The sequence below is a fragment of the Pseudarthrobacter sp. lyk4-40-TYG-27 genome, from assembly GCF_030209295.1.
Classification (GTDB): Bacteria; Actinomycetota; Actinomycetes; order Actinomycetales; family Micrococcaceae; genus Arthrobacter.
In genome coordinates this window covers 18,829-33,631 of sequence record NZ_JARVSH010000018.1, presented here as the reverse complement: position 1 = coordinate 33,631, position 14,803 = coordinate 18,829, and the positions used below count along the sequence as shown (strand labels likewise).

Sequence of the window (14,803 nt, the reverse complement as noted above, 5' to 3'; positions counted from 1 at the left end):
CCGCATGCAGGGAAGTCTCGGACGCATGCGCGTGACCACCATCAATTACATGGTCTGGAAGGGGGGAATTTGTCATGGGAGTGTCCTTCGGGGATGTGGGGGGCCCACGGCCGCCTGGTTCCCTGGCCGGGCTTGCGGGGCCAGGGGGGCGGAGGCGGACTACTTGCTGAGGTTTGCCAGGCGTTCGGGGCTGAGGAGGTCCTGGAGCTGGGCATCGGTGAGGAGCCCGTGCTCGAGGACCAGTTCAGCCACGCCCTTGCCGGTGGCAAGTGCTTCCTGCGCGATGGCGGTGGCGGTGGCGTAGCCGAGGTGGGGATTCAATGCGGTGACCAGCCCGATTGACTGCTCCACGGTACGGCGCAGGTGTTCGGTATTGGCGGTGATCCCTCTGATGCAGCGGGCCGTGAGGGTGCGGCAGGCGGCTTCCAGGTGGGAGATGCTCTTGTGGAGGCTGTGGACGATGATCGGTTCGAAGGCGTTGAGCTGAAGCTGCCCGGCTTCGGCGGCCATGGTGATGGTGACGTCGTTGCCGATGACCTCATAGGCCACCTGGGAGACCACTTCGGGGATGACCGGATTGATCTTGCCGGGCATGATCGAGGAGCCGGACTGGACGGCGGGAAGGTTGATCTCGCCGAAGCCGGCGCGGGGTCCTGACGAGAGCAGGCGCAGGTCGTTGCAGATCTTGGACAGTTTGACCGCAACACGCTTGAGCACGCCGGAGAGGTGCACGAAGGCCCCCACGTCCTGGGTGGCTTCAATCAGGTCGACGGCGGTGACCAGCGGCAGGCCGGTGATCTCCGCCAGGTGCCGGCAGGCCGCGTCGGCGTAACCCGCCGGGGCGTTCAGGCCGGTGCCGATGGCGGTGGCGCCGAGGTTGATCTCATGAATCAGCAGTTCGGCCTCCGCCAGGCGGAGCCGGTCCTCGCCGATGGTGACGGCGTAGCTGCCGAACTCCTGGCCCAAGGTCATGGGGACTGCGTCCTGCAACTGCGTGCGGCCCATCTTGACCACGGTGCGGAACTCCATGGCCTTGGCGGCGCAGGCGTCCTCGAGTTCTTCGAGTGCGGCCAGCAGCTCGCGGGCGGCAAAGATGGTGCCCAGCTTCACGGCCGTGGGGTACACGTCGTTGGTGGACTGGCTGAGGTTGACGTGGTCGTTCGGGTGCAGCCTGGCGTAGTCGCCCTTGGGGTGGCCGAGGATTTCCAGGGCACGGTTGGCGATGACCTCGTTGGCGTTCATGTTCGACGACGTCCCGGCACCGCCCTGGACCACGTCCACCACGAACTGGTCGGCAAGCCGGCCGGCCATGACGTCCTGGCATGCCTGCTCGATGGCATCGGCGCGGTCGGCGTCCAGCAGTCCGAGTTCACGGTTGGTCCGTGCGGCCGCGAGCTTGACGGCGGCGAGCCCGCGGACCAGGTGCATGTTGGAGGACAGTTTTTGGCCGGTGATGGGGAAATTCTCTACGGCCCGGAGCGTGTGCACGCCCCAGTAGGCGTTCGCCGGTACGTCGCGGTCGCCGAGCAGGTCGTGCTCGGAACGGACGTCGGCGGCGGTGTCGATGATGGTCATGGGGTCCTCACAGGGCATCGTTGTCGGGCGTGGACGGGGTGGTATCCAGGAAATCGGTGGCCAGCAACTGCCCCACTTGGTGGCCGCCGCCCAGGACGGGGGCGGTGGCGATACCGGCGAACGGTTCGATGTCCACGCCCAGCGCATCCAGCAGGCGGACGGTGGCGGGCATCCGGGCGCGGTCGCCGCCGTCGGAAATCTTGACGGCTGCTGCACCGCCGTTGGCCAGGCCCACCAGCTGGACGCCTTCGAAGCCGTCCTTGGCCACGGCCCCCGGGAGCAGCCGCATCAGGTCGGTGACGTCCCGGCCTTCACCGGCAACCATGTCGGGGTGCTGCTGCATGGCCAGCCCGACGGCGGCTTCCGCGCTTCCGGAACCGGGCCCGCCGTCGTCGTGCGTGGCTGCAAGGGACGCCGCCCGGGCGATCCGGCCGAACGCGCGGGCCATGCCGCCCAGGGTGAGGGCGAACAACGGGGTGCCGCAGCCGTCGGTGCTCAGGGCAGCGGGTGACTCTCCCGTCAGCTCGGTGACGGTCCGCGCCACGAGCTGCTGCAGCGGGTGGGAGGGATCCAGGTAGCCCCGGACGGGCCAGCCGTTGATCACGCAGGTCGCGGCCATGGCGGCGTGCTTTCCGGAACAGTTCTGGGTGGTCTGCGTGGGGCCGCCGCCGGTGCGCAGCCAGTCCTCACGTTCGGCGGTGCCATAGGGGAGGTCGGAGCTGTTCTCAAGGTCGGTGGCGGCCAGCCCGTGCAGATCGAGGATGCGCCGGGTGCCGCCGCGGTGCGCCGCGGAGCCCGAGTGGCTTGCGGCGGCGAGGGCCAGGAGGTCGGCCGGAAGGTCCAGGCCGGCCCGGACCATGGCGACGGCCTGGAGCGGCTTGAGCGCGGACCTCGGGTAGAAGGGGGCCTGGGGATCACCGGCGGTTGCCGCCACGGACCCGTCAGCCGCGAGGGCGATTGCCGAGCCGTAGTGCACGCTCTCCACGAGGCCGTCACGGACGGCGGCCACCAGCGGGGTGTGGTGCGGCAGGGCCGCCTCACCCAGGGCAGCGGTGCGGGCAGCGGAAAACACGGGGGATGGCATGGCGTCCTTGGAAAGGTTGGTTGGATGTGTCTAATTGTTGAGGATGGAGTCCAGGGCGGCGCCCACGGCTTCCAGGTGGTTGGCCATGGCGGCGCGGGCCTTGTCCGCGGAGCCTGCCTCGATGGCGGCCAGGATCTGCTGGTGTTCCACGTCGGAGGCGTGCTGGCGGTCGGCCACCATGTTCAGCGTTTCGGACTGGTGGGCCAGCGCATCACGGATGTCCGTCACCACGCTGGCGAAGACCTTGTTGCCGCTGGCGCGGGCAATGGCGGCATGGAAGGAGGAGTCCAGGGCCACCCAGGACTCGGGGTCGGTTTCCGTGGCCATGGCCGCCACGATGTCGCGAAGGGTATCCAGTTCTTCAGGGGTGCGCCGCTGTGCGGCCAGTCCGGCGGCGGGGATCTCGATGTGCGGGCGGGCCTCGGTCAGGTCCCGCGCCGAGTACTGCCCCAGGGTCAGGTCGTTGGCCACCTTGCCGGCAATGACGAACGTGCCTTTGCCGGTCCGGGTAACCGTCAGGCCCAGGGCGGTGCAGGAGCGGAGCGCTTCCCGGATGACCGAGCGGCTGACCCCGTATTGCTGGGACAGTGTGGCCTCCGAGCTGAGCTTGCTGCCCACCGGAAGGGTGCCGGACTCGATGTCCGCGCGGAGGGCGTTGAACACCGCCTCGGCAGCGCTCAGCCGGGCAAGGGGACGGTAAGCAGGCTGTCCTGCTGTCCGGCTGTCTGACAGGTTCACGCCTTAAATATGGCACCCGTCACAGTCACTGTCAAGCCCTCCCTAGTCCTGCCGTTGCTCCGCGGCGCGGTGGTGTTGCCGCCGTCGCCGTGAGCGGAAGTGCCAGGCAACAAGCGCGGCCACCGCCACCGCGGCGATGACGACGGCGATGTCCCGGCCGGCTGCCTGGGCCACGGCTTCATAGGAGTTGCCGGCCAGGAAGCCCAGGAGGACGAAGCCGATGCCCCACACCACGCCGCCTGCCGCGTTGTAGGCAAGGAAGCGGCCGTACGGCATCCGCGAAGTTCCGGCCAGGGCGGGCATGACCGCCCGGAAGAAGGCGGTGAAGCGCCCTAGGAAGACGGCGGAGCCGCCCCGCCGGCGCAGCAGGTCCTGGGCGTTCTGCAGCTTTCCGGAGTGCCGGGCCAGCGCCCTGGTCTTCAGGATGCGGCTCCCCAGGTGCTTGCCCACCTCGTATCCCACGCTGTCGCCCACAATTGCGGCGGCGACCACCAGGGCCATCATCGCCCCCAGCTGGACTTCGCCCCGGCTGGCCACCACTCCGCCCAGGACGGCCGCGGTTTCTCCCGGGATGACGAAGCCGATGAACAATGCGTCCTCGGCAAAGACGAGGCAGAACACCGCGATGTACGCCACCAGGGGGCTGACGTTCATGAGGCCGTCGATGAACCCCGTCATGGCAGCAACCCCAGGCCCGCATCGCCGGGCTGAACACCGCACCGGCGAACGGGGGACGCGGTACGTGCCGCGGGCGCAGCGCCGGTCGGGCGGGTGGGGGCGGACGTCACGGTAGAGCCTTCTTTGGCCGGCGGTCAGGTACGTACGAGTATGCGCCTTCGCGCCTGGAAATTCCCTGACAGTTTGGTCCCGCCAGCCCTGCTCATCGCTGCCGGCGGAAAGCCGGTGGGCGGCGCTGATTCAACCCTAGAGGTGCTGGATGCCCGCCCGCTGCATGGCATCACGGTAGGTTTCCACGCTCTTGGCCAGGAGTTCTTCCTGCTTGGCCTCTGAAACAGCAAAGGCCCTGCCGCCGAGGGCGGAGGCCTTGTAGATTTTGATGCCGCTGTTCTTCAGCGACGAGTGGTAGGTCTTCTCAAAGAGAGTCAGGAACGTCGAGGCGTCCGTGCCGTGCGCGATGACGGCAGAGACCCGGGAATTGATCTTGAGGAACTGGCGGAAGGGACGCAGGCCGTCGGTTTTCTCCTGGACGCTCAGCGCCGACGGGCTGCCGCTGTCGCGGATCCAGGGGTAGGCGTTCCACGGCATGACGTACTGCGGATCCAGTTCGGCGAGTTCGTAGATCTGGGTGGCGCGGCGGGCTGCCTCGTCGTCGTTGTAGAGCGAGACGAACCCGGATTCGGTGCCCTTGCCCGGGCTGGCCTGGAGGCTGATGATTCTGCACTCGTCTTCGTCATGCACGGGGTCGATGTAGGGGACGGTGGAACCGGGCTTCTTTTCCATCAGTTCTTCGCAAAGTTGGGTCACCTTCGCGATGTTCGGTTCCTGTAGCAGGGCCTTTTTTTCGTCCCAATCAATTGTCACGATTTCTCCCTTTGCAGCGAGGCGTCCAGAATCAGGCGTCCTCTGTCACTCTACGCTTCCGCGGCGAGCGGTGGGCACACTTGATTTTTGGCCGGGGCCAGCCTAATGGCGGCCCCGCAGGTGCTGGTTGTAGAGCGCATCGAGCTGCTCGTCGGTCAGTTCATCGAAAGCCACGGCTTCCCGCTTGTCGCTGCGCGAGAAGCGGATGAACATAAGGATGATCAGCGGCAGGTCTACCACCTCGCAGATGAACCAGAGCAGATTCCCTGCGAACTGCTGGTCCTGGAGGGCGTCCCGGAACCACCACTGGGGATCCGGGACGGTCAGTGCATGGTCGAGGACCTGGCCGTTGAGGCTGAGGAGGATGCCGGGCACGGCGTCGATGAGCAGCTCAATGAACACGAACATGAATTCCAGGGTCAGGTAGGCGCTGGACCGTTGGAAGTTGGATTCTTCGATGATGGGCAGTGCCATGAGCATGCCCAGCAGGGGGACGCCGAGCGTGAGCAGTGCGTCGGCCGCGGGGCTGGTCCGCAGCGTGTAGAAGGCGGGCGTGAGGAAAGTGGAGAAGAGCGCCAGCCCCAGCAGGGGTGCGCCGAATGAATTGCTGACGAACCGCACCGGACGGCTGGAGAGCACGGCGTCGAAGACCCTAATTCCGTGGTCCGGCAACGCCGCACGCGCCAGCGTCAGCGGCTTGCCCAGGCCGATGAGCAGTGGGACCACAAAGAGCAGCAGCGAAATCTTCAGGGTGAAGGCCCACCGTTGCTGCGGGCCGTACACGCCGGTGAAACCGCAGGTCAGGATGACGAAAGTACCAAGGCCCAGGACGTAGAACGCCACCGCGCGCCAGGCCGGCCACCGGTGGCCTTTCCGTCCGGCTGAACGCATCCCCCACCCGTAGAGGACTCCGGCCGCAACGACGAAAGCCGTGGCGGCCCAGTCCAGGCGCCAGGAGGAAACAAGGATCTCAAGGGGTGGCACGCGGCAATGGTAGCCAGTCTTCCTGGGAGGAGGATGGGCGTTTACCGGAAACCGGGGCTGCACTGCCGGGATGCTGTTCAATGTGAGGATGCAGTTCACCAGGAAGGGCCTGAAAGACGACGGCTTCTTGGGCTTCCGGCCCCTGAAGGATCTTGACGTCATGCGGGTCCCGCGGGGAACGGGTATTTTCGCCGTGATGGCGCCCGACACGTTCCAGCCGGAATTCCTGACAAAGAGCACCGCCGGTGTCTTCAAGAAGAAAGATCCCTCCCTGACGGAGCGGGACCTTCGAGCGGCCTGGCTGGACACCGCAGCCGTCCTGTACCTCGGCAAAGCCGGTCCGGGCAGCAAGGGCAACCGCGGGCTGAGGCGGCAGATCCAGGAGTTCCTGGACTTCGGACACGGAAAGCCGCCGGGCCACTGGGACGGCCGGCTCATCTGGCAACTCAGGGATGCGGGCGCGCTGCTGGTTGCCTGGAAGGAAATGGCCGCCGAAACCCTCAACCAGGCCGAGGCGGATTACCACACGGGCTTTGTCGAGGAATACGGGAAACTGCCGTATGCGAACCTGGTGCGGGCCCGCACCAAAAGCTGACCCAGGGGCAGGCAGGTCAGGCCGGCCCCTTGAGGCGCTCCATCTCCCGGCGGTCCTTCTTGGTGGGCCGCCCGGCGCCCCGGTCGCGCTGCGGGAGTCCCAGTGCCGGCAGGACGGGCCGTGGGGGAGTGTGGTCCGTAAAGCAGTGGGAGGCGGCCTCGGCTCCCACCCGCTTGGCGATCAGCCGCCGGACCTCAAGGATGCGCTCGTACCCGGACATGCGCACCGTCACCGTGTCTCCCGTGACCAGCGTCGCGGAAGCCTTGGCGGGACTGCCGTTGAGGCGGACGTGCCCGGCGCGGCAGGCGGCAGTGGCGGCCGACCGTGTCTTGTAGGCGCGGACGGCCCACAACCACGCATCGATTCGGACGCTGGCGGGGGAGGAAGGGAGGCTGGTCATGATTGGCACCGAGTATAGCCCCGGGCCCGCCGGCTTCACTCCACCGTGACCGTGACCCGCTGCACCACGTTGTTGCCCATCCCCTGGTAGTTCCAGTTCTGCTCCAGCGGCTGGGTGGCACCGGTGGTGTCGCTGGCGCGGCAGGCCAGGACATGCTCACCGGGTGCGGCCTCCCACGTCATGCTCCACCCCCGCCACGCGTAGCCGCCCGCGGGCTTGTCCAAACGGGCAGGCAGCCACGTGCCATCGACGGCCACCTCGACGCCGGCCACGGCACCTTCCCCCGACCAGGCGCGGCCCTGCAACATGACCGGGCCTGGGCGGACAAACCGCCGGCGGGTGAAGAAGTCCGGGATACCCGGCGGAACCATCAGCGAACGTACCCTGATCCTCGACACCGGCCTGCCGGCGTCGTCCGCGGTGGCCTGGTACCGGTAGGCGGACTGCTGCTGGAACCCGGTGAGCGGCTCCCTGGCCACTTCGATCGACTCCAGCCACTTGACGCTGGCCATCCCGTACCAGCCCGGAACCACCAGCCGCAGCGGGTACCCATGCTGCGGCGGCAGTTCGGCGCCGTTCATGGCGTAGGCAAGGACGACGTCGGGACGCAGGGCTTCGCGGACCGGAAGGCTGCGTGCGAAGTGGTGCGGGACGCCGCCTTGAACACCCGCGTCCGCGCCGGTGAAGACCACTTCCAGGGCGCCGGGCAGTATTCCCGCCTTATCCAGGAGATAGGCCAGCGGAACACCGGTCCATTGCGCCGTGCCCACCGCTTCCAGCACCCACGGCTGGCTGAGGGGCCGCGGCTCCAGCAGCGACCTGCCGTTGCCCGCGCACTCAAGGGTGACCGGGACGGTGATGGCCGGGGCCCTGCGGAGGGCTGCGAGGTTCAGCTCCAGGGCCCGTTCCACCGCACCCCGGATCCGCAGGTGCCAGGACGTGGCCTGGATGTCCGGGATATCGAAATGCGTGAGTACGTAGTGCAGCCCGGGAGGCGTGAGGTCGCGGCGGAGCGCTTCCAGCGGCATTGAATGGTTGCGGGCGGAGAGCTGCAATTCCTCGGGAGTAAGGGGACCCTCCGACGGGCCCGCGGATACCGGCGGGGCTTCCGCGGCCGGTGGCTGGCTGTGTTCTCTGGTCTGTGTCATGGCGCCGGGATTCTGTGGGCCGTGCTCCGCCGGGGTGGCGGCGCCTAGGCACTGGTCTACGCCGGGATCCCCGGTCCGTCAACAGCCCACGGACCGGGGAGCGGAGCGCTACAGGACGGGCCGCGTCAGGAACTCGGCCAGGCTGATGGGGTCCTGGCCGGTCAAGCCGTGCACGTCAGGTGAAAGCCCTGCCATTTCGCCGGCCGCCATGGCCGTGTACGTACTCACCCATGCGTCCAGCTGCCATTGCGGAGCGCCGTAGGACGCCCGGGAGGCGTAGGCTTCCTCCACTGTCTCCGGGTGGTAGCTGACGGTCCGTCCGGTTCCGTCGCTCAGCACCCGGGCGGCCTGCGCCATGGTCAGTTCTTCCGGCCCGGTCAGGTTGTAGGTCATTCCCTTGTGGATCGCCGGGTCGCGGAGCACTGCGTGGGCGGAGCGGGCCACATCCTCCCGTGCCACCCCGGAAAACACGCCGTCACCGGCGGGCCCGCGGATCACGCCGTCCTCTCCGGCCATGAGCGGCAGGAAGTCCAGGTAGAAGTTGTCCCGCAGGAACGTGAAGTCCATACCGGAGGCCTTGATCCGCTCCTCCGTGGCGTAATGGTCCCGGGCCAGGGTGAACGTGGCATCCGGCGCGGCGCCGTAGAAGGACGTGTACACCACATGCTGGACTCCCGCGTCGGCGGCTGCGTCCACGAACGCATAATGCTGCTGCAGCCGGTCCTCGGCCTCGGCAGCGGAGACCATGAACAGGAGCTTCACTCCATCCAGGGCCTGCCGGGACGCCGCACCGTCGCCGTAGGAACACACCACGGCGGAGGCCCCTGCCAGTTCCGGCGCCCGGGCCGGGTCGCGCACCAACAGCCGCTGCGCGAAGCCGGACGTGGCAAGTTGCCGCGCCAGCATGCCGCCCAGGCCTCCGGTGGATCCGGTGACCGCCAGCTCGGGAAGATCGGCCGGGGCGGCCATTCAGGCTTCCCGGGTGGCAGGCGACTTGGTCTGGGCCGGGTCGCGTTCGGCCAGGCCGCCGATGGCGTCGTCAATCTTCTTGAGGACCTCGGCATCCAGCCTCACCCCTGCCGCCGCAACGGTGTCCGCGATCTGTTCCGGCCGGGACGCACCCACGATGGCGGACGCCACGTTCGGGTTCTGGAGGACCCACGCAACGGCGAGCTGCGGCATGGTCAGGCCGGCTTCGGCGGCAATCGGCTTCAGGTCCTGCACGCCGGCCAGGACGTCGTCGCGCATCCACCGCTCAATCATCTTGGCGCCGCCCTTTTCATCGGTGGCGCGGCTGCCTTCCGGGGCCGGCCGGCCGGGAAGGTACTTGCCGCTGAGGACGCCCTGGGCCATGGGCGACCAGACGATCTGGGATACCCCCAGCTCTTCCGACGCCGGGACCACTTCCGCTTCGATGACCCGCCACAGCATGGAGTACTGGGGCTGGTTGGAGATGAGCTGGAAGCCGAGTTCCTTGGACAGCCGGTGCCCTTCACGGAGCTGGTCGGCGGTCCACTCGCTGACGCCGATGTAGAGCGCCTTGCCTTGCCGCACGATGTCCGCGAACGCCTGCATGGTCTCTTCCAGCGGCGTCTCGAAGTCGTAGCGGTGGGCCTGGTAGAGGTCCACGTAGTCCGTCTGCAGCCGGCGCAGGGACCCGTTGATGGATTCCATGATGTGTTTGCGGGAGAGCCCCAAGTCGTTCTTGCCCTTGGGGCCGGTGGGGCCGAAGACCTTGGTGAAGATTTCCAGGGACTCGCGCCGCTCGTCCTTCAAGGCCTCGCCCAGGACGGTTTCCGCTGCGGTGTTTGCATAGACATCCGCGGTGTCGAAAGTGCTGATGCCGGCGTCGAGGGCTGCCCGCACGCATTGGGTGGCAACGTCGTTTTCCACCTGCGAGCCGTGCGTCAGCCAGTTGCCGAACGTGATTTCCGAGACTTTGAAGCCACTGTTTCCGAGGTATCTGAATTCCATGGGTTTCACGCTAACCCAGTTGGTTGCTCAGGGTAAGGGCTTAGCGGTTCTCCGGCGCTTTGCCCTTGAGGACCTGCTTCGGGCCTGCGAGCGAAACGAGGGACCCGGTGTCCAGCGGCGGCACCGGATGCGGCGGCACGGGCTTCTTGAAGGACCTCGGCAGTTCGTGCGGCGGCCGGTGGTTGTGCAGGGCGGATTCCACCAGTGGGGCTACCTGGGCAACCTTGTCGGCGGGCGCCGCCGGGTCCGGAAGGTCCCGCACCGAGAGCTTGATTTCGGGCGCGGCGGCCCGTGCCCTGGCCTCGGCGCGTTTGTCGGCTTCGGCTACGGCTGAGGCCCAGTCTTCGGCCAGGACAGGCGGCTCGGCCCGGGCCGCGGCAAGTTTGGGGTGGCGTACGACGACGGTGCGCAGCGACTCCCTGAGCCGTGCCGGCTTCACGGCGGCTGCACGTTCCCGCCAGGATGGGCGGCCCTCCGGGCTTTCGCTCCGTGCCGCCATTAACAGCGCACTGCCCTTCCGGGGGCCCTTTCCGAACAGGGCCATCACCACGATGCCCGCCAGCCGGCCCACGCCGGCAAGGACCAAGGTAAGCACCCCGAGGAGGAAGAGGACCAGGAACATCAGGAGGGCTACGCCCATGGTGCCGAAGAAGGTCAGGTTGAGGACCAGAGTGTCCGGTTGCTCCACGTCATCACTCCTTTCCACCAACATCCCGGGCCCGCTGCCGGCGCACAGCGCCAGGGGCAAGCTCCTTCTCAACCATACGGATTTTTGGCGTGCCATGCCGCCGGGCGCGGTGGCGTGGACAGGGTTGTAGCGAAGCTGTTACCCGATGTGACAGCATCACCGGATGACCGAATCGAATGAGTCCGCGAACTGTGTGTGCCTGTCCGGCGAACAGTACGCCGAGTGCTGTGGCAGGTTCCATTCCGGCACGGCGGAAGCTTCAACCGCGGAGCAGCTGATGCGGTCCCGCTACAGCGCGTTTGCCCGGCTGGATGAGGCCTACCTGCTCCGGACCCAGCATCCGTCAACGGTCCCGGCCGGCCTCGACCTGGATCCGGCCATGCAGTGGCGGCGCCTCGACATCGTTGCCACCAGCCAGGGCGGCCCGTTCGACACCGAAGGGACTGTGGAGTTCAAGGCCCATTACCGGCACGGTGCGGACCGCGGGGTTCTCCATGAAGCCAGCAGGTTTGTCCGCGAAGGCGGCCGGTGGCTCTATGTGGACGGCGACATCCTGTCCCCCTAGCAGCGGCGCGCCGCCTGCGGGCTACTCGCCGTCGTCGTAGTACTCGCTGTCCGGGGTGAAACCGGCACGGTCGACCCTGCGGTGGAACCGCATCCCCGCAAGGCCGCCGAGGACGGCGCCCACCAGGGCCACAGCCGCCACCACCACGGCTGCGATGATGCTGGTGGTGGTCAGTTGGCCCTCGTTGACGGGGATCCGCGGGAAGCTGTTGAGGTTGGCCAGGACGTTGAACTGCTGACCCGCCACGAGGCCGAGGATGGCGACCACGACGGCCGCGATCAGGGCCCAGATCCACACCATGAGACCCTGCCTTGCGCCGTTGAAGCGCGCCATCCGGCCGGCGACGTAACCGCCGCAATAGTAGGAGAGGAACAGGATCACCAGCAGGACGATGATGCCCACCAGCCCCACGGTGCCGCTGTTCTGCGCGGCCTGGTTCACGGCCGCGTTGACATCCGTGTTGTTGGCCAGCCCCACAGCGGTCCCGGCAGCAGCAACCAATGCAGTCAGCAGCACGGCCATTCCGGTGGCGGTGAGCCAGCCGAAGAACGCAGAGCCGGCTTTGATGCCGCCGAACCGTTCCTTTTGGCGGGCGACGGCGGTTTCCCTGTCCGCGAGCGCCGGGTCCACCACGGGTGCCGCAGCAGTAGCGGGGGCAGGGCGGTACTCCCGCTCAGCGGACGGGGCGGCGCCGTAGTCCCGGTCGCGTTCCCGCTCGCGCGGGCGGGCCGGTGCCTGGTCGATCGACCGTGTGGCGGGATCCTCCGCTGCGTCCGCGCGGGGGTTGCCGCGGCGGGAGGTCTCATCCTCCCGGGCATGGCGGGGAGGCAGGTTCTCTGGGTCCGTTGAGCTGCTCATGAACTAACTCAACCACTCGCCCCCACCGATAGCAAGCGTGCTTATTATTTCGTGACCTGCGGTTTTACCGGTATTTGCGGTGCAGGTCTTCCTTCCTGGACGGCCCGGCAGAGGCATCGGCGATCCACGGGCCGGTCCCCTCGGACTGGTCAAGCACGCCGGCTTCCAGCCAGGTGTAATCGCCGGCGAGGACCTTGCGGGTCAGCGCGTGGTCGGCGTCGTCCGTGTTCCGCCACAACTGCTCGAAGTACTCGTCCACCCGCACTTTTGCCTGCTCGCAGTAGGCATCGGCAAGTTCGTAGGCGCCCGCGGCCGTACCGGGGGAGGTGCGAAGCAGCATTTCAGCGCGGGAACAGCATGCGGTCATGGCGAAGAGTTCGGCGCCGATGTCCACGATGCGGCCCAGGAAGGCCTGCTTCCGCTCCAGCTTTGCCTGCCACCGGCCCATGCCGTAGAAGGTTTGCCGTGCCAGCCGGCGCGAGGAGCGTTCCACGAAGCGCAGGTGCTTGGCCAGCCGGCCGAAGTCGCTGTAGGAGCGCGGGTCCATGCCAGCGCCCGCCACCAGCTTGGGCAGCCATTTTGCGTAGAAACCGGAGGCGCCGACGGCGGCCCTGGCTTTATCGGCAAGGCTCGCATCGAGGGACGCGAGGTCGCCCGCGGCTGCCAGATGCGCGTCCACGGCCTCCCGGGCAATAAGCAACCGCATGATCTCGGAAGACCCCTCGAAGATCCGGTTGATCCGCATGTCGCGCAACTGCTGCTCGGCCGGTACCGCTCGTTCGCCTCGGGCCGCCAGCGACTCGGCCGTTTCAAATCCGCGGCCGCCGCGGATTTGCACCAACTCGTCCGCGATCCGGCAGCTGATCTCCGTGGCCCAGAGTTTGGCGAGCGCGGCTTCGATGCGGACGTCCTTCTGCCCGGCGTCCGCCAGTTCGGCGGCGAGTTCAAAGACTGCGTCCAAGGCGAAGGCGGACGCCGCGATGAACGCGATCTTCTTGCCCACGGCCTCGTGTTCGCCCACGGGCCGGCCCCACTGGGTGCGGGCGTTGGACCATTCGCGGGCAATCTTCAGGCTCCAACGCCCCGAGGCCACGCACAGCGCCGGCAGCGCCAGGCGGCCGGTGTTCAGGGTGGTCAAGGCAATCTTCAGGCCCTGGCCCTCGCGGCCCAGCCGGTTCGCGGCGGGAACCCGCACCTGGTGGAAACGGGTCACGCCGTTTTCGATGCCGCGCAGGCCCATGAAGGCGTTCCGGTTCTCCACCGTGATGCCGGGCGAGTCCATCTCCACCACGAAGGCGCTGATGCCGCCTTTGTGGGTGGTGCCTGCGGCGTCGGTGTGGGCGGGAACCAGGGCCATCACCACCACCAGTTCGGCGATCACGCCGTTGGTGGTCCACAGCTTCACACCGTCCAGGAGGTACGCCTCGCCGTCGTCCGTTGGCGTTGCCGTGCTGCCCATCCGGGCGGGATCGCTGCCGACGTCCGGTTCCGTGAGGAGGAACGCCGTGACGGCGCCGGCAGCGCAGCGGGGAAGGTATTCGCGTTTCTGCGCGGGCGTGCCGAAGACCTTGACCGGCTCCGGAACGCCGATGGACTGGTGGGCGGAGATGAGCGCTCCCAGGCTGGGATGGACGCTGCCGAGAAGGGCAAGCGCCCGGCCGTAGTACACCAGTGAGAGGCCCAGGCCGCCGTATTCCTCCGGGATCTTCATGCCGAAGACGCCCAGGGCGGCCAGGTCCCTGATGTACTCGTCAGGAATCCTTGCGTCCCGTTCAATGATCCGCCCGGACATGGACTTGGCGTATTCGGTCAGGCGGGCCATGAAGGCCTCGCCCTTTTCCACGGACGCCGGATCGGCGGCCGGCCAGGGGTGGACCAGGCCGAGGTCGAAGCTGCCCAGGTAGAGGCCTTTGGCGAAGCTGGGGCGGTCCCAGCCGGTTTCGCGGGCGGCCTCTGCGACGGCCCTGGCATCTTCGGCGGTGGCTCCGGCCCCGATGTTGCCGGCCGGAACGGGGATTTCCTCAGCCGGGGCGTCTTTGGCCTGGCTGTCAGTTGCGGAGCTCATGGGTTATCTCCTCGGGCCGGAATGGCCGGTGTAGCCATGGATCCGCCGGGTTGGAGAACCCTTCAGCTGTCACTCAAGATTACCCGCGGGTAGGTTCCCGTGCCAGGGGCCGTTTGCCCCTGGAAATCGCCGGACAGATCGACGGCGGCCGCACGGTGGACCAGCCTGTCCCACCCGGCGTTGATTCCGTGGACCACCGCCAGGAGCGTGGTGGACAGCACCGTCCACGTGAGCTTCCCGGCGCCCAGCACCACCAGGGCGACCAGCCCGGCGGCCAGGACGAATCCGGCCAGGACCGCGCCGAACACCAGCGTCCCGATGAAAACCAAGGTGGCTGTTTCCACTGTGCTCAGATCGAACTGCATGAATCCCCCTGCTGCGGCGTTGCGGTGGCGAAAGACTGCTGTGGTGAAGACCAGTAGCTGAAGCGTAGGGGGACAGTCCCGCCGCCAGCCAGAGGCGGGTGGGGCTGGAGGGGCTGTTGATACGGGATCGAGATACTACCCGGAGGTAGGTCACGGAGTGGTCGCGGCGGCCTGCGTTAACCTTGTAGTTGGCAGTTTTCCGGTCCACCCCCGCTGCCGCCC

The 14,803-nt window shown here is 67.6% G+C and carries 16 protein-coding genes; 2 read left to right on the top strand and 14 right to left on the bottom strand.

The window, feature by feature from the left end; translation table 11 throughout:
* Window positions 1-159 precede the first annotated feature (159 nt).
* The 6 genes from QRM96_RS20520 to QRM96_RS20495 all read right to left on the bottom strand — a co-directional run bounded on the left by QRM96_RS20520 (window position 160) and on the right by QRM96_RS20495 (window position 5,923).
* Complete coding sequence (locus QRM96_RS20520) at window positions 160-1,575, bottom strand: aspartate ammonia-lyase (protein ID WP_018763912.1); 1,416 nt, start codon at window positions 1,573-1,575, stop codon at window positions 160-162.
* A 7-nt stretch (window positions 1,576-1,582) separates the two neighbouring features.
* Entirely contained in the window at window positions 1,583-2,659 is a 1,077-nt protein-coding gene (locus QRM96_RS20515) for an asparaginase (RefSeq protein ID WP_285320793.1), read from the bottom strand.
* Window positions 2,660-2,689: 30 nt separating this feature from the next.
* Window positions 2,690-3,397, bottom strand: a complete 708-nt coding sequence (locus QRM96_RS20510) for a FadR/GntR family transcriptional regulator (protein WP_285320792.1) — start codon at window positions 3,395-3,397, stop codon at window positions 2,690-2,692.
* 42 nt (window positions 3,398-3,439) lie between these two features.
* Window positions 3,440-4,075, bottom strand: coding sequence for a DedA family protein (locus QRM96_RS20505; protein ID WP_018763915.1), 636 nt, complete (start codon window positions 4,073-4,075; stop codon window positions 3,440-3,442).
* Window positions 4,076-4,321: 246 nt separating this feature from the next.
* Window positions 4,322-4,939: a uracil-DNA glycosylase family protein gene (locus QRM96_RS20500; protein WP_018763916.1), complete on the bottom strand. Its 618-nt coding sequence runs from the start codon at window positions 4,937-4,939 to the stop codon at window positions 4,322-4,324.
* 102 nt (window positions 4,940-5,041) lie between these two features.
* Complete coding sequence (locus QRM96_RS20495) at window positions 5,042-5,923, bottom strand: cytochrome c oxidase assembly protein (RefSeq protein WP_285320791.1); 882 nt, start codon at window positions 5,921-5,923, stop codon at window positions 5,042-5,044.
* Window positions 5,924-6,011: 88 nt separating this feature from the next.
* Here QRM96_RS20495 and QRM96_RS20490 point away from each other — a divergent pair, with 88 nt between their 5' ends.
* Window positions 6,012-6,518 carry a hypothetical protein gene (locus tag QRM96_RS20490; protein WP_285320790.1) on the top strand — a complete coding sequence of 169 codons (507 nt, stop codon included), beginning with the start codon at window positions 6,012-6,014 and terminating at the stop codon, window positions 6,516-6,518.
* Between the two features lie 16 nt (window positions 6,519-6,534).
* Here QRM96_RS20490 and QRM96_RS20485 read toward each other — a convergent pair whose 3' ends face one another.
* The 5 genes from QRM96_RS20485 to QRM96_RS20465 all read right to left on the bottom strand — a co-directional run bounded on the left by QRM96_RS20485 (window position 6,535) and on the right by QRM96_RS20465 (window position 10,728).
* Window positions 6,535-6,918: an RNA-binding S4 domain-containing protein gene (locus QRM96_RS20485; RefSeq protein WP_018763919.1), complete on the bottom strand. Its 384-nt coding sequence runs from the start codon at window positions 6,916-6,918 to the stop codon at window positions 6,535-6,537.
* Between the two features lie 35 nt (window positions 6,919-6,953).
* A complete protein-coding gene (locus QRM96_RS20480) occupies window positions 6,954-8,066 on the bottom strand; it encodes a sulfite oxidase (protein WP_285320789.1) in 1,113 nt (370 codons plus the stop codon).
* A 108-nt stretch (window positions 8,067-8,174) separates the two neighbouring features.
* Window positions 8,175-9,035 carry an SDR family oxidoreductase gene (locus QRM96_RS20475; protein ID WP_109864274.1) on the bottom strand — a complete coding sequence of 287 codons (861 nt, stop codon included), beginning with the start codon at window positions 9,033-9,035 and terminating at the stop codon, window positions 8,175-8,177.
* Window positions 9,036-10,040 carry an aldo/keto reductase family protein gene (locus QRM96_RS20470; protein ID WP_018763922.1) on the bottom strand — a complete coding sequence of 335 codons (1,005 nt, stop codon included), beginning with the start codon at window positions 10,038-10,040 and terminating at the stop codon, window positions 9,036-9,038. It abuts the gene before it with no gap.
* A 40-nt stretch (window positions 10,041-10,080) separates the two neighbouring features.
* Entirely contained in the window at window positions 10,081-10,728 is a 648-nt protein-coding gene (locus tag QRM96_RS20465) for a hypothetical protein (RefSeq protein ID WP_026265188.1), read from the bottom strand.
* A 163-nt stretch (window positions 10,729-10,891) separates the two neighbouring features.
* On the opposite strand from QRM96_RS20465, the gene QRM96_RS20460 reads away from it, so the two are divergent.
* Window positions 10,892-11,293, top strand: a complete 402-nt coding sequence (locus tag QRM96_RS20460; RefSeq protein WP_285320788.1) for a YchJ family protein — start codon at window positions 10,892-10,894, stop codon at window positions 11,291-11,293.
* A 21-nt stretch (window positions 11,294-11,314) separates the two neighbouring features.
* Here the strand turns inward: QRM96_RS20460 and QRM96_RS20455 are convergent, their stop codons facing one another.
* From QRM96_RS20455 to QRM96_RS20445, 3 genes are all read right to left on the bottom strand, one after another.
* The gene (locus QRM96_RS20455) at window positions 11,315-12,151 is read right to left on the bottom strand and encodes a TIGR04086 family membrane protein (RefSeq protein WP_018763925.1); all 837 of its coding nucleotides are present in this window, start codon (window positions 12,149-12,151) and stop codon (window positions 11,315-11,317) included.
* 64 nt (window positions 12,152-12,215) lie between these two features.
* Complete coding sequence (locus QRM96_RS20450; protein ID WP_285320787.1) at window positions 12,216-14,216, bottom strand: acyl-CoA dehydrogenase family protein; 2,001 nt, start codon at window positions 14,214-14,216, stop codon at window positions 12,216-12,218.
* A gap of 62 nt (window positions 14,217-14,278) precedes the next feature.
* Window positions 14,279-14,581, bottom strand: coding sequence for a hypothetical protein (locus QRM96_RS20445; RefSeq protein ID WP_018763927.1), 303 nt, complete (start codon window positions 14,579-14,581; stop codon window positions 14,279-14,281).
* Window positions 14,582-14,803: the final 222 nt, after the last annotated feature.

Excerpts from the sequence above, each read along its gene's own strand:
- QRM96_RS20520 (WP_018763912.1), bottom strand. The coding sequence starts at position 1,575 with ATGACCATCATCGACACCGCCGCCGACGTCCGTTCCGAGCACGACCTG.
- QRM96_RS20515 (WP_285320793.1), bottom strand. The coding sequence starts at position 2,659 with ATGCCATCCCCCGTGTTTTCCGCTGCCCGCACCGCTGCCCTGGGTGAG.
- QRM96_RS20505 (WP_018763915.1), bottom strand. The coding sequence starts at position 4,075 with ATGACGGGGTTCATCGACGGCCTCATGAACGTCAGCCCCCTGGTGGCG.
- QRM96_RS20490 (WP_285320790.1), top strand. The coding sequence starts at position 6,012 with ATGCAGTTCACCAGGAAGGGCCTGAAAGACGACGGCTTCTTGGGCTTC.
- QRM96_RS20485 (WP_018763919.1), bottom strand. The coding sequence starts at position 6,918 with ATGACCAGCCTCCCTTCCTCCCCCGCCAGCGTCCGAATCGATGCGTGG.
- QRM96_RS20480 (WP_285320789.1), bottom strand. The coding sequence starts at position 8,066 with ATGACACAGACCAGAGAACACAGCCAGCCACCGGCCGCGGAAGCCCCG.
- QRM96_RS20475 (WP_109864274.1), bottom strand. The coding sequence starts at position 9,035 with ATGGCCGCCCCGGCCGATCTTCCCGAGCTGGCGGTCACCGGATCCACC.
- QRM96_RS20470 (WP_018763922.1), bottom strand. The coding sequence starts at position 10,040 with ATGGAATTCAGATACCTCGGAAACAGTGGCTTCAAAGTCTCGGAAATC.
- QRM96_RS20460 (WP_285320788.1), top strand. The coding sequence starts at position 10,892 with ATGACCGAATCGAATGAGTCCGCGAACTGTGTGTGCCTGTCCGGCGAA.
- QRM96_RS20455 (WP_018763925.1), bottom strand. The coding sequence starts at position 12,151 with ATGAGCAGCTCAACGGACCCAGAGAACCTGCCTCCCCGCCATGCCCGG.
- QRM96_RS20450 (WP_285320787.1), bottom strand. The coding sequence starts at position 14,216 with ATGAGCTCCGCAACTGACAGCCAGGCCAAAGACGCCCCGGCTGAGGAA.
- QRM96_RS20445 (WP_018763927.1), bottom strand. The coding sequence starts at position 14,581 with ATGCAGTTCGATCTGAGCACAGTGGAAACAGCCACCTTGGTTTTCATC.